General features: G+C 34.9%; 13 protein-coding genes. 11 read left to right on the top strand and 2 right to left on the bottom strand.

The genetic code is table 11. From position 1 onward, the window contains the following. The first annotated feature begins 107 nt into the window (after positions 1 to 107). From ACXY7N_RS17240 to ACXY7N_RS17220, 5 genes are all read left to right on the top strand, one after another. Positions 108 to 704, top strand: a complete 597-nt coding sequence (locus ACXY7N_RS17240; protein ID WP_001042189.1) for a TetR/AcrR family transcriptional regulator — start codon at positions 108 to 110, stop codon at positions 702 to 704. 62 nt (positions 705 to 766) lie between these two features. After that, the gene (locus tag ACXY7N_RS17235; protein WP_488592512.1) at positions 767 to 1,909 is read left to right on the top strand and encodes an MFS transporter; all 1,143 of its coding nucleotides are present in this window, start codon (positions 767 to 769) and stop codon (positions 1,907 to 1,909) included. Positions 1,910 to 2,132: 223 nt separating this feature from the next. After that, the gene (locus ACXY7N_RS17230) at positions 2,133 to 3,680 is read left to right on the top strand and encodes a spore germination protein (RefSeq protein ID WP_001051402.1); all 1,548 of its coding nucleotides are present in this window, start codon (positions 2,133 to 2,135) and stop codon (positions 3,678 to 3,680) included. 4 nt (positions 3,681 to 3,684) lie between these two features. Continuing rightward, positions 3,685 to 4,788: a GerAB/ArcD/ProY family transporter gene (locus ACXY7N_RS17225; RefSeq protein ID WP_033659858.1), complete on the top strand. Its 1,104-nt coding sequence runs from the start codon at positions 3,685 to 3,687 to the stop codon at positions 4,786 to 4,788. Then, complete coding sequence (locus tag ACXY7N_RS17220) at positions 4,785 to 5,888, top strand: Ger(x)C family spore germination protein (RefSeq protein WP_000824428.1); 1,104 nt, start codon at positions 4,785 to 4,787, stop codon at positions 5,886 to 5,888. The genes ACXY7N_RS17225 and ACXY7N_RS17220 overlap by 4 nt, the downstream gene beginning before the upstream one ends. A 613-nt stretch (positions 5,889 to 6,501) precedes the next feature. Here ACXY7N_RS17220 and ACXY7N_RS17215 read toward each other — a convergent pair. Further along, complete coding sequence (locus ACXY7N_RS17215) at positions 6,502 to 7,134, bottom strand: sterol desaturase family protein (protein WP_000770119.1); 633 nt, start codon at positions 7,132 to 7,134, stop codon at positions 6,502 to 6,504. A gap of 21 nt (positions 7,135 to 7,155) precedes the next feature. Beyond that, the gene (locus ACXY7N_RS17210; protein ID WP_488592511.1) at positions 7,156 to 7,839 is read right to left on the bottom strand and encodes a GntR family transcriptional regulator; all 684 of its coding nucleotides are present in this window, start codon (positions 7,837 to 7,839) and stop codon (positions 7,156 to 7,158) included. A 324-nt stretch (positions 7,840 to 8,163) separates the two neighbouring features. Here ACXY7N_RS17210 and ACXY7N_RS17205 point away from each other — a divergent pair, with 324 nt between their 5' ends. The 6 genes from ACXY7N_RS17205 (at position 8,164) to ACXY7N_RS17180 (ending at position 13,657) form a co-directional block, all read left to right on the top strand. Beyond that, positions 8,164 to 8,307, top strand: coding sequence for a hypothetical protein (locus ACXY7N_RS17205; RefSeq protein WP_002108101.1), 144 nt, complete (start codon positions 8,164 to 8,166; stop codon positions 8,305 to 8,307). 472 nt (positions 8,308 to 8,779) lie between these two features. Further along, positions 8,780 to 9,346, top strand: a complete 567-nt coding sequence (locus ACXY7N_RS17200) for a TetR/AcrR family transcriptional regulator (RefSeq protein ID WP_016087243.1) — start codon at positions 8,780 to 8,782, stop codon at positions 9,344 to 9,346. A 58-nt stretch (positions 9,347 to 9,404) separates the two neighbouring features. Then, the gene (locus tag ACXY7N_RS17195; protein ID WP_488592510.1) at positions 9,405 to 11,261 is read left to right on the top strand and encodes an alpha/beta fold hydrolase; all 1,857 of its coding nucleotides are present in this window, start codon (positions 9,405 to 9,407) and stop codon (positions 11,259 to 11,261) included. A 545-nt stretch (positions 11,262 to 11,806) separates the two neighbouring features. After that, positions 11,807 to 12,316 (top strand): DinB family protein, encoded by a 510-nt coding sequence (locus ACXY7N_RS17190; RefSeq protein ID WP_488592509.1) that lies wholly within the window; start codon positions 11,807 to 11,809, stop codon positions 12,314 to 12,316. A gap of 537 nt (positions 12,317 to 12,853) precedes the next feature. Beyond that, entirely contained in the window at positions 12,854 to 13,159 is a 306-nt protein-coding gene (gene arsR, locus ACXY7N_RS17185) for an arsenical resistance operon transcriptional regulator ArsR (protein ID WP_000046014.1), read from the top strand. Positions 13,160 to 13,219: 60 nt separating this feature from the next. Next, positions 13,220 to 13,657, top strand: coding sequence for an ArsI/CadI family heavy metal resistance metalloenzyme (locus tag ACXY7N_RS17180; RefSeq protein WP_488592508.1), 438 nt, complete (start codon positions 13,220 to 13,222; stop codon positions 13,655 to 13,657). Positions 13,658 to 13,671: the final 14 nt, after the last annotated feature.

The raw sequence follows: 13,671 nt of genomic DNA, 5'->3' as shown, positions 1-13,671 counted from the left end.
ACATAGTCAAATTTTATTTTACAGTAACAATAAAACAAAATTATTGACCGCGTGGTACAAAAAGGGTATTTTATTCATGTTATCTTTAAAATGAGAGGAGGATACGGGTGAATAAACGCGGCAGACCTCGAGAGTTTGATTATTCCTCAATTGTAGATGTTGCAATGAAAACATTTTGGTTAAGAGGATATGAAGGGTGTTCTACACAAGATTTATGCAGTGATACAGGACTTGGAAAAGGAAGTTTGTACAATACTTTCGGTAGTAAACATGAACTGTATAAACAAGTATTAGAACGCTACCATGAAATTGGGATTAAGGAACAAAGGAAATTGTTACATACTCCAATTCCAGTTAAAGAACGATTAAGTAATTTTTTTGAATGGGCATTGAAAGAAGACTTTCAGAATGTTGATCAAAAAGGATGTTTATTGATTAATGCCAGTATAGAACGTGCTAAAAACGATTTAATGGTACAAGAAATTTTCTCGAAGCATGTTGAACTTCTTAAACAAGCTATTGTAACAGTGATGGAGGAAGGATTGCAAACAGGTGAAATTTCAAAGAAGCAATCAGCTGAGGAATTAGCTAGTCTGCTTTTAAGCAGTTATTACGGATTCCGTGTTCTTAATGTATCGATGCAAAATCGGGTGTTGTCTGAACAAGTTATCAAAGGAACAATAGAGTCTATTTGTGGCGCTTAGTGCGCTCTTTTTTCGCACTATTTTTGTACCAATCATTACAATAATGAATAAGGAGTGTTTTTATGCCATCGATTATTTATTTATTAGCTTTAGCAATCTTTTGTATGACTACATCAGAATTTATGGTTGCAGGTATGATGAATGAACTTGCTCTTGCATTCCAGGTTTCTGTATCATCTATTGGGTATTTAATTTCAGCTTATGCAGGAGCAATGGTAATAGGAGGCCCCATTTTAACTGCAATCCTCTTACGAATGCGCAGCAAACAAGCATTATTGTTTTTAATGTTCGTATTTTTAATTGGTCAATCGCTCGGAGCTATTGCTTGGAACTATGATATTATGATGATTTCACGTATTATAACTGGTATTGCTTCAGCTTCAGCTTTTGGAGTTGCGATTTCCTTTTCTGCGACATTGGTTCACTCTGATTCAAGGGGAAAAGCTGCATCAATTGTACTTGCAGGTTTAATGTTCGCAACTGTATTAGGTTTACCTATAACAACCGTTATTTCCCAATCTTTTGGCTGGCGTATTAGTTTTGGGGCTGTTTCTGTTCTTGTGCTAGTATCAGGGCTTATGATTCAACGGTTGTTACCATCATCTTCAAATAAAGAGCAATTAAATTGGAAAGACGAACTTCTGCGATTTAAGAATATTCATCTTTGGGCAGCGTACGTAACAAGTATGTTCATTATTGGTGGTACGTTTGCAGCATTTAGTTATTTCACTCCGATCTTTACAAATGTCACAGGCTTTTCAAGTGCAAGTATTCCATATTTACTTGCTCTCTATGGTAGTGCGACGGTAATTGGGAATATAATAATTGGCAAGTTCGCTGATAAATTTACAACGAAAATACTTATGGGTGGATTAATTATATTAATCATAGCGTTGTCTTTATTTGCTTTAAGTGCAGAGAATAAATACATTGCAGTTATTTCTACGATTTTTATTGGTTTAACTGGTGTAGCATTGAATCCAGCTATGGTTGCGAGGGTGATGAAAACAGCTAGTAATGGAATAATGATAAATACCGTTCATAGTTCTTTTATTACGCTAGGTATTGTTATTGGTTCGTCACTTGGTGGTCTTGGGATCAGTAAAGGATATGGTTTTGTATCTCCGCTATGGATTGGAGCTTGTTTAGCTATCCTTGGGGTAATTTCGTTATTCCCATATTTACATAAAGGAAAGGTAGATTAAGATGTTTAAAATTTCTTTATATGGGGGAGCAACACATTACTAGCTTGGTAGTACCACACATCCATCAACTTAAAGGACTATTTTTGAACTTGATTTTTATGAAATATGCACCCGGAAATTTATAGTAATAATTCTAATGTTACCTCTCTAGTTAGTAGGATATTTTTTCTTAATATATGCATACTAAACATACTATAAAAAGTACATAGAAAGTGAGAGAATCATGGCTAAATTTTTGAGGCGTTTAAAATATAGAGATAATCCTAAGTCATTTCCAATACTAGACAATACTCATTTTCAGGAAAAAAATATTGAAGATGCCCTCTTAGACGCTGATTTAACCAAAAACATAGCTGATATTCAGAATATATTTCGTCAAGCGCCTGATTTAGTAATTCGGCGGTTTCAAATAACAGTAGATGGATTAGAAGCAGCTTTAGTATATTTGTCTGGATTAACAGATAAAGAATTGATTCAGAATCATGTCCTAAGTCCTTTGATGAATAGTGATTTTGATACCAATACAGAACTTCCAATTCCATTAGGACAAATTAAAATTATTAATACATTGAGTCAGATTGAAAATGCTATTTATGGGGGAGATAGTGTTTTATTAATCCACAGTCGAACAACAGCACATCAATTGGATACAAAAGGATGGCCACAAAGAAGTGTTGAAGATGCACATAACGAAATAGCTCTAAAGGGTACACATCAAGCATTCATAGAAACTGGAAGTCAAAATATCGCAATGATTCGAAGATATATTCCTCATCGTGAATTAGCGATAAAAGAAATAGTAATTGGTGTACGAAGCAAAACCAAAATTTCTATTTTATATTTGAAAGATGTAGCTTCTGAAGATGTGCTGAAGGAATTAGAAACACGAATTCAAAATATTACAATCGACGCTGTGACTAGTAATGGCGAACTTATAGAATTCATTGAAGATCACCCTTACTCGCCGTTTCCGCAATTTATATTAACTGAAAGACCTGATTTGGCTGTATCTCACATTTTACAGGGCAGATTTGTAACTGTAATGGATCATTCACCTAATGTATTAATTACTCCAACAAATTTTATTTCCTTTTTTCAAGGAGTTGATGATTACGGTACAAGGTGGTTAGTTGCTTCGTCTATTCGGTTGCTTCGTTTTATCGCCTTTATGGTTGCTTTATTTCTGCCGGCGAGTTATGTTGCGTTTATTTCCTTTAATTTTGAAGTTATTCCTGTAGAGCTATATTTATCTATTGCTGAATCAAGAACGCGTGTACCCTTTTCTCCAGTTATGGAAGCATTACTTATGGAAATAACATTGGAAACGATGAGAGAAGGGGCTTTACGGATACCTACTCCGATTGGTCAGACAGTTGGAATTGTAGGTGGTATTGTCATTGGTCAGGCGGCTGTTCAGGCGGGAATTGTAAGCAATATTATGATTATTGTTGTCGCTGTTACCGCCATCTCTTCTTTTGTTATTCCTAACTATGATATGGGAGCGGCAGTAAGACTTTTACGTTTTCCAATGATGCTAGCAGCTGCCTTATTTGGAATTGTAGGACTTGTTATCGGGTGGATGACTTTAATTGGGCATCTAAGTAGTCTTAAATCGCTAGGTACTTCTTACGGAACACCATTAGCACCCTTTCGTTTTGCAGATATGAAAGATGCTTTTGTACGCTTTCCTTTATGGACAATAAGAAGGCGTCCTAAGGGGAATGGAACCATTCAATCTATTCGACAAGGAAAGAATCGTAATAAAAGGTGAAATTATGAAAAAGTATGCTTATAATGAAATCTCTCTTATGCAGTATATTGTTTTAATCAATGGAATGCAGGTGGCCACTGGCGTTTTATCGCTTCCCCGTGTGCTTGCAGAAAAAGCCGGAACAGATGGATGGATAGCTATATTGATTGGTTGGATATTCTCCACAATATCAGGTGTATTTATAGTCAAAACTGCTGCAAGATATCCCGAGGACACGATTTATGACATTCTTATACGATTGTTTGGAAAAATAGTAGGGAGAGCATTCGTTGTTATTTACATGATGTACTTCTCTTTTTATTCTTGTGTAGTTCTTGTGAACGCTATGCTTTATCTTAAGGGATGGCTTCTTCCAAAAACGCCTGACTATCTCGTTATCTTTTTGTTTTCGATTCCTACCTTTCTTGTCGCACGTAACGGCCCTCGTATTATAGGGCGGTACTCCGAACTTACTTTTTATACGATGCTTTGGATTCCGTTATTTTTCTTGATACCTCTTAAAGAGAACGGAAGTTGGATGCCATTCTTTCCGCTCTTAAAAGATGGGTGGAAACCTATATTTACAGCTGTACCGACCACTATTTTTGCTTATTTAGGATTTGATATTGCGTTCTTTTTATATCCCTTTTTACAAAAAAAACAGTATGCAGTCCATGGAATGGTTATTGCAAATACTTTAACGATGTTATTTTATTTATTTGCTACTTTTGTTTGCTTTGCCTATTTTAGCCCTGATAGCATTACGCAATTTAACCAACCAGTACTAAATTTACTTAAAGTAATTGAGTTTCGTTTTTTAGAACGTTTTGACATGATTTTATTGGCTCTTTACTTACCCGTTGTTTCCACAGCATGGATTCCCACCATATATTGCGCTGTATTTTGTTCAAGCCAATTACTTGGAAAACAAGACCATAGCTCTCATGTAGTAATTCTCTTATTGCTCATTATCGGATTCATATTTTGGACTCATCCTAGTTGGAATGAAGCCGAAATTTGGCAACAGGTATTATCGAATGCTGGATTAGGATTAACCTATATATTACCTATCATTTTATGGCTGTACTGCTGTCTATATGAGAAGTTTCGCCAGGGGAGGATACATTGAAAAGAAAAGTACTGTGTTGTATTTTGTTATCGGTATTCATGATGACTGGATGCTTTGATCAAACAAATGTTGAAGACGTTTCTCTTACTCTTGTTCTTGGTATTGATTTAGATCGTAATGATAATTTATTAGTGTATATATCAAGCCCTGTTTTTAATAAAGAAGCAAAAGTAAAAGAAGAAACTACTGTTGTAAAATCTGCTACGGTTCGAAAATCTAGAGACCAATTTGATGCTACTGTTATGGCACTTACCTCGGGAAGCAAAACACAGGTTATTTTAGTTGGAAAACGGTTACTGAAACAAAAAAATTGGATGAAATATCTCGATCCATTTTACCGAGATCCCAAAAATACAGTTACCACAAGGGTTGTTGCTGTAGATGGACCTGTTTCAGACGTCATCTATTATAATCCAAATGATAAGCCGCGTCTTCCTCTATATTTAACAAAACTAGTTGATACCGCCTCTTTAAGAAATATAACAGTAAAAACAAATCTTCAAGAACTACATGAACAAATAGCAGACAAAGGGTTAACAGCAAATATGACTGAGATGAAAAAAACGAAAAAAATATTTGTGACAGGTACAGCTTTGCTAGATGAAAAAGGACGGTATAAACTAACACTAAAATACGATGAAAATAAATTATTACGCATTCTGCAACAAAGAACTACAGGCGATTTTCCATTTACAATTGCAATTAAACTAAAGTCGAATAGCCAGGATAAAGATTGGATAAGTTTTACTGCATATAATATTAAAGTAAAGACAAAGGTAAGATATGATAATAAGTTTATATTTAATACAGATATAAAGATGAGGGTCGGCATTACAGAACGGCTTTTTTCGTTCAATACAAGAAAGGATGCAGCAAAATTACAAAAGGCGATCGAAACTAAGCTGGAAGCTGATTTCAAACAATTAATAAAGAAAATACAAACTGCCAATATTGATCCTATTGGGCTTGGGAGATATGCAAGAACTTACACATATCCAGAATGGAAAAAAGTCCAAAATAAATGGAATAACGAATTAGCAAAAGGCGATGTCAACGTCAAGGTTAACATTAAAATTTCCGGAATGGGTACGATTAAGTAACATGAATTCAACTGTGATTCGTACTAAGATTGCAAGTACTGTCTACTTTAGAAGGAGAAATGTCTTTAATAGGAGTACCGTCACATCGCTATGAACCTTAAATTTTATAGTACCCCCAGAACGAAATTTTGTGTTAACTTGTAACAAAAACGCTCATTTTTTCGTCTTGGGGTAATTCTGAATTCTTAAGGTGATGGCGATGGGGTATTGCCCCTACCTATCAACTTAAAAATTTTATAACACCTCAAGCTAAAAATTTCGTGTATTTTTGACAGAAGGCAGCTTATTTTTCGTTTTGGGGGTATTTGCATTTCTTAGCTTGATGGTGATGTGACGGTACCCCAATCGTAATTTATATGAAAAGAACTCCTCAACAGATGAAAGAGTTCTTTTTTATTTTCACATTCATCTTTCATTGATCAATAGACATTCCAACAAATACCTCTAAAAAGAACATAAATTCGTAAATGATCAGAACAAACTTTCAAAAGATCCTTACGCAATCTATTACCATGCGTACTACTCAATAGGAAAAAATGCCTGCCACTCCCTGGGAAATGTCGAATCTGCAAAATTCATTCAACATTTCCAGGATGATGACAATGGATTATTTTTATAATTCTATTTTCTGGTCACCACGTTTCTCTAGGTCTTTAGCAGTTTTACTTTGGGCAACATCTTTTTGGTCTTTAAAGGTTCCCATGAGAAAATCATAGGCTGGATTCGTAACACCATACCAGTAATTTTCATTTTTGAAGTGATGCCATAAATGAACTTTTTTCATCCATCGCCCCCATGGTGATATTGGTTGAAGGGGGCGATGCGCGATATAATGCTTCCACTCATAAAATAATAAAAAGAGCATAATACCTGCAATAAATGCGTTTGTCATGACAAAGCTGGATGAAAGAAAATAAAAAATCGCTCCTGAAATTGCAATGTTTGGCACACTATACCATAAGGGTAAAAATAATAAATGTAATTCATTCGGATTTGTATGATGGTCATAATGTAGGCGCTTAAGCGTTTTTAATAAAAATGCATTCTTTGGTGGCTTTAGATGAAAAATAAACCTGTGAGTAGCGTACTCAGCTAAGGAATACATAATCATTCCCAAAATAAAAGCACCCCAAATTCCGATAGAGGTTAAATGTAAAATCATAAATCCAAAGCTAGTGAGGAAAAGACAGCTCATAATCAAAATATCAGGATAGGAAAAATATTCTTTAAAATATTTTAGTTTCATTTTTCACGCCTCCAGCTTTCTTTATTTTTTTCTATCTTTCCAAAGAGCCAAGCTTTTCTCCAATGTTGTCTTACACAATCTTTCTGCTTCAATCGCATCTCCCTTTAATGCAGCTTTTAATAAATCGTGATAATAGTGGAAGGATAACTCACGATGATCTTTTACAGAAAAATACCTTTTTGCCATATCTACATAAATGGAATCAAAGCTATTTAAAATGAGTAGAAAGATTGGATTGGCAGCAAGCCCAGCACACCTTTTTTGCAAATCCCAATCAAATGCTGCATAGCTTTCTGCACTATCTTCAAGTTGCTCAAGATTAGCAAGGAGAGCAACCACTTTAGGTTGATTAAACGTAACAGCATTACGAATATAAGTCGGAGTCAACGAACTTCTAAATTCTAATAAATACATAATAAATTCATCTGTAATGGTATGATGATTCTCAACAATATTAATAAGTGTCGTTAGATTACCATTGCTCCAATAATCATTAATAATCGTTGGCATTCCTTTTCTCCCTGTTATCCATCCACTTCTTCCTAAACGTTGAAGCGCCTCACGAATAGTTGGGCGACCAACACCAAATTCTTTCGCAAGCTCTCTTTCTGGCGGTAAAGTGCTTCCTATAGAATAAACACCGGCCAATATGGATTTAATTAATTCATTCACAATTTTATCTGAGGTGCGTTCCTTTTCTTTCAAGTCATCGTCTCCTTTATTTTATGGTAATACATGTTGAAGACATTGGTAATACCAAAATTATATAATGAATTTTCCGTCAATTATAAAGGAGTGAATTTTTATAATTAGGATTGTCGAACTTTCTATATATTTCTATGAAAAGAATAGTTTATTTTCATTGCTTTCGCGCTCAATTTCTTTAATTTTAAGAAAATTCATTTATCAATTCGCTATTTTAGAACAAGGAAAAAACCATCACTATAGAACCAGGAGAAGATCCATTTTATTTATGATTAATGACAATGACAAGATAGAGAATTATGAACTGGAAGGAATATAAAGGGGATGAAAATAATTGTTCCTGCAAAAGGAAAGGACAATGCCTATCAAGTTGTAATTATTGAGGATGTTTTAAATAAAGCTGAATTAGAAAAGATTATACTTTCCATGCTAAATCAAAAAATAGGGTTCTTAAGATACTTATCTTAAGAACCCTATTTTTTGAAAAGAACTTCTAAATTGGACTGAGGAAATTTAGGAATCCTAAAATAACTAAGATCTAATTAACCATAGAAATATAAAATTCCCATTTTGGGCGTACTTCAGAATATTAGCTTGATAGCGATGGGGGAGCACCCCATCACCATCAAGCTAATATTTTCATATCCCCCTAAATTAAAATTTTCTTTCTCTACAGATAGCTATTTTGAGAAGCCGCTCATTTTTTCGTTTTGGGGCATTTCTTTTTCTTAAGTTGATGGGTATGTATGGTGACCCCTATTAGACGATAGTGAATGAACAATTTCGGGGTTCAGTTCAACTTTATTCAACATAAGATTTTTTTGCAGTAAAATCAATGTTAGTGGAACTTTTTTAATCAAACTTTTTTCTAAATTAATATAAATACTTGCAACATTTAAATTAGTACTATATAGTTCTAGTTATGACAAAGGTAAAATTAATGAATCAAAAACGTGTGATTGAAGTAGCTGCAACATTATTTTTAGAAAAAGGGTTTGCTTATACAAGTATGGATGAATTAGTACGTGTAAGCAAAGTTTCAAAGTCTAATGTGTATTATCACTTTTCTAATAAGGAAGTATTATTAGAAGGGGTCGTTGATTATTGGATTGAAATGTATCAATCTGCAATTGATGACGTACTTTCTCAGAACCAATTTTTAGTTGAAGATCGTATCCAACTGTTTTTAAAGCAATTATCACAAGGAGTTCAGTCGAGAGAGTATAAGGGGAGCTGTCCATTTATTACTCTTTATATTCAAAGTCCTACACAGGCCACGCAAATAAAAGAAAAAATAGGTCTTTTTTTTATAGGATTACAAAAGAAAGTTTCTCTATTACTTAAACAAGGGGTAGAGAATGGAGAATTCAGAAATACGATTAATATTGATGAGGTTGCATCACTTTTTATTACAAATCTTGAAGGAGCGTTATTTATTTCAGAAACATTGAAAGATGCAACTGTAATCACGAAAACAGCAGATCATTTTTTAAAATTGCTTCGATAAAAGAAGCATTTTTTTTACATTAAATTAGTACTGATTAGTACTAAAAAGGAGATCTTATATGAGAACAGTATTTTTAATTGGTGGAACAGGCTTTATTGGAAAGCAATTAGTGAAAGAATTAGCCAAAGAGGATGTTAAAATTCTTCTTTTAGTGAGGTCGAAAAGTAAAGCAATACGCCTTTTTCAAGAAAGAGGCATCTTAAAAAAGGAAGTTATGCACTTTATTGAAGGTGATTTGACGAAAATAGATTTAGGTCTAAGTGCTGAAGATAAGGAGAGGGTATTGAAAACGGATGTGATTATTCACGCAGGAGGCCCCATGGATATTCAAGCGACAAGTAAAGAGGCAGCTTCCGTATTTTTAAATGGCGCAAAACATATTAGTGAATTAGCTAAAAGTATTCATCAATTGAAGGGCTTGCAACAATTTATTCATGTTGTAGGTTATATGAGTCCCTTTGATGATAAAAATAGCAAGATTGCAATTGATGTGTTTAAAGAAGGAAACAATTATTTGAAAATGAAAAATCCATATGAGAGAACAAAATTTTTAGCAGATCTTTATATCCGTCACCAGGCATCGGCAGTAGGTTATCCGCTTTCTGTAATTAATCCGCCAACTGTAGTCGGTAGTAGTAAAACAGGAAGTACAGAGCAGATAGCAGGATTAGGTTTGCTTGTGATGAGTATGCGAAGAGGGCTCATGCCAGTGATTCCTGGAGGTAAGGGATATAGGTTACCACTTATTTCAAACGATGAGCTTGCGAAGTTTATTGTGCAGGTTTTCAGATTGGAGCAACCGACTATTCAAACATATACACTTGTTGAAGACAAACAGCACGATCAGAACATTGCTGAATTATTAAGTATTATGTCGGAAAGTATGAATATGAGGGCACCAAAAATCTCTGTCCCAATGCCACTTATGAAAGCAATTATGAATAGTGGAGTAAGTAAAATAACAAAAATTCCTTCTGATGGACTGAATTTTATTACAAAACGAAAATTTTCAAATGTTTCAGCGGAAAAAATTATGGGAGGAGATTGGTTTAAGAAGACAAGTGTAATGAAATTTTTCCCTGCCGTAGTAGCTGATCTGGATTATCGAATGATGTATCAAAATGGCCAGCATAATCATTTATTTAAACGAACATTATGCGATAACACTACCCTTTACCAATTACACGGAGAGGGTAAACCGTTTATTTTATTACATGGTTTATTGAGTGATGGAGAGGATTTATTTCCTTTAGCACAAGAGCTTCATGAAAAAACTGGTCAACCTGTATGGATCTTGGATCTTCCAGGTTTGGGACGTTCTCCTTTTAAACGAGAGAAAAATATTCTAGATATCTATTTGAATGTAGTGAAAAAGTTATTGGAGAAAGCTACTAATGGTGCACATCTAATTGGCCATTCATTCGGTGCGTTTATTCTTCTGGAAGCATTGGTACAAGAGTACATAGATAAGAAGTATGCAATCACTTTACTTCAGCCACCTGTTGCTAAAAAAAATGCTAAATCGCTAAATGTTCCTCAATTTATGAACAAATGGACATTAAAATTGGCAACTACTAATTTGATAGGGCGTTATTTATTAAGTAATGGTTTGTTTGAAAGTATGGAGAGCATCCCTGAACATTATATCGAAAAAATAAGTAACAGTTTTACTTCTCCTAGAATTTTAAATACTACGGTTCAGCTTAACAGTTTACTATTGAAAAACGATCAAGGTGATTTCAATGAAGTAACAAAGTATAATCTTCACATTATTTGGGGGGATTATGACAGAGGCTATTCTGCTCCATCGCATCTTGGTAAGGTTGATTTTGTTCCATATGGCCATCATTTTCCTCTTAGCCATCCGAGTGAAACGGCAACATTAGTAATAAAAAATAGTAATACTAGCAGATGAGAGTGTGGGATAAATAAACAGTGTGTAGTAAGATCGTTGTGTCTTTGAAATAAAATCGTACTGTATGGGGTCCCACCCCATATCTATCAAGCTATACTTCTGAAATATCCCCAAAACGAAAATTTCATCCTTTCATAGTTGTCCATAGGATCTTAGGTCGATTTTCATTTTTGAGAAGAATACATTTCTCAAATTGATGGAAATATGGGGGGAAATAATGTTACGATGTTTATAAAAAAGTAGTTAGACTAGTGTGTTTTACTCCAATTCATTTCAAAATATAATTGAAAATCCATCTTGAAATTAAAAAAGAAGGTGTTACCTTTATATATTAATAACTTCGAAATATTGTATAACAGATAATTTTTATGCATGATTGATTAACATTGCTTATTGTGTTAACGAATCAGGATAGTGTGGCGACCGACAAATTAAATAGTTGCTTATCCTCAATTATTAGAAGGAAAGTTCCATCATTTCGCGAATTTATTCGACATAGACGAGTGCTATAATTTTCTATATCTACATATAAGAGGTGACTACGCATGAATCAAAGACCGTCAGAAGAAGAATACGCCGGGAACTCCGGCGAATATATCCGTTTGGTACCGGACGGTAACATCATCGATATTCTGCTCGCCCAGGAAAAGCAAATGACCGAGCTCCTGGCATCGTTGACCGAAAGCCAGTACGCGTATCGGTATGCTGAAGGAAAATGGACGCTGAAAGAAGTCGTGGGCCACATTGCAGACTCGGAACGTGTCATGACCTACCGCCTGCTCCGGTTCGCAAGAGGGGATCAGACGCCTCTGACTGGTTTCGATCAGGAATTGTTCATGCCTCCTTTCGGAAGCTGGACAACCGCGCAATTGGCCGAAGACTACCGGTCCGTCCGGCAATCAACGATCACATTGCTGCGCGGGCTACCGGCGGAGGCGTGGACCCGTAAGGGCACAGCCAACAACCTAAGCATTACGGCGCGCGCCCTCGCGTACGGCATCGCAGGACACGAACTTCATCACATGGGGGTCATCCGAAATCGGTACTTGAGTTAATCGTAGGCTGAGGCCTTTGGAATGGAACTAACACCTCTCATACAACCTTAGATACCGTTCTTATTGGGGTCCCGCCCCACAACCATCAACTTAAGGATTTAGACCATTTTTGAAATTTAAAGCACATTACTATTCTCTTATGTTAATGAGAAAGGGTGACGTGCTTTTTATGAATATGCACCAAAAACAAGAGTTATCTTTATTTGCCGAAGAGTTATATCGATTTTTTTCATTTGGGGGTATTTGTTTTTCTTAGCTTGATGGTGATGGGGCACTACTCCATAATGGTCAAATTAAAATTTAAAACAGTTATAGAGACTCCATTCCTCGGAAATATTGTAACTATTAAGTTGTAAAAAGAACCGTAGTTTTTCATTTTTGGAAAGGCTATGACCTTTTTTAATGGTGGCATGGATATGATGAGAGGAAGTTGAGTTATTTTAATCAAAAAAAATTGATTAATAAGTTGCATAAAGAACTAAACAGCGTATATACTATAAATATCAAAAAAAGTTGATGAAGGGAGAGTGAACTACAGTGGCACAAGATTTTCAGCTCTATGAGAAAAAATTTAAAGCGTTGGCTGATCAGAAACGGTTAGAGATTATGTATGAACTTTGCCAGCGAGGTCAGACTTGTGTATGTGATTTAACAGAGATTTTTGAAATGACGCAATCTAAGTTGTCCTATCATTTGAAGATTTTATTAGATGCAGGTTTAATTGTAAAAGAAACAAAAGGTACGTGGAGTTATTATGATTTAAATGATGCGGAAGTGAATAATTTATTATCAGAAGAATTGTGCTGTATCTTTAGAAAAACAGGAAAAGGTAGCTGTTGTTAAAATTTTGCACTATTAATCAAAAAAACTTGATTAATTACATATAAAGAGGAGGAGTAAGGTATGAGATATGCTCACGTTGGTATAAACGTTACGAATTTAGAGAAGTCTATTGAATTTTATGAAAAGGTATTTGGTGTATCACCAGTTAAGGTGAAAACGGATTATGCAAAATTTTTATTAGAGACGCCAGGACTTAATTTTACACTGAACGTGCGAGATGAAGTGAATGGAAATCAGGTCAATCATTTTGGTTTCCAAGTGGATACAGCTGAAGAAATCACATTACATAAAGAAAGATTAGAAAAAGAGGGTTTCTTTGCGCGTGATGAGATGGATACGACTTGTTGCTATGCGGTTCAAGATAAGTTTTGGGTAACAGATCCTGATGGGAATGAGTGGGAGTTCTTTTATACAAAAGCAGATAGTGATGTTCATAAAATTGAAGAGCCATCTTGTTGCACGACTTCTAACGTAGTAGAAAAAAATTCTTGTTGTTAATAGGAGATGGAAAA

This window comes from Bacillus sp. 5w2 (assembly GCF_054353775.1).
The sequence above is the reverse complement of the archived record's forward strand: the minus strand, read 5'-3'. Positions and strand labels throughout refer to the sequence as shown.

Coding starts and splice junctions, on each gene's coding strand:
- ACXY7N_RS17235 (WP_488592512.1), top strand. CDS start 767: ATGCCATCGATTATTTATTTATTAGCTTTAGCAATCTTTTGTATGACT.
- ACXY7N_RS17230 (WP_001051402.1), top strand. CDS start 2,133: ATGGCTAAATTTTTGAGGCGTTTAAAATATAGAGATAATCCTAAGTCA.
- ACXY7N_RS17225 (WP_033659858.1), top strand. CDS start 3,685: ATGAAAAAGTATGCTTATAATGAAATCTCTCTTATGCAGTATATTGTT.
- ACXY7N_RS17215 (WP_000770119.1), bottom strand. CDS start 7,134: ATGAAACTAAAATATTTTAAAGAATATTTTTCCTATCCTGATATTTTG.
- ACXY7N_RS17205 (WP_002108101.1), top strand. CDS start 8,164: ATGAAAATAATTGTTCCTGCAAAAGGAAAGGACAATGCCTATCAAGTT.
- ACXY7N_RS17200 (WP_016087243.1), top strand. CDS start 8,780: ATGAATCAAAAACGTGTGATTGAAGTAGCTGCAACATTATTTTTAGAA.
- ACXY7N_RS17195 (WP_488592510.1), top strand. CDS start 9,405: ATGAGAACAGTATTTTTAATTGGTGGAACAGGCTTTATTGGAAAGCAA.
- ACXY7N_RS17190 (WP_488592509.1), top strand. CDS start 11,807: ATGAATCAAAGACCGTCAGAAGAAGAATACGCCGGGAACTCCGGCGAA.
- ACXY7N_RS17180 (WP_488592508.1), top strand. CDS start 13,220: ATGAGATATGCTCACGTTGGTATAAACGTTACGAATTTAGAGAAGTCT.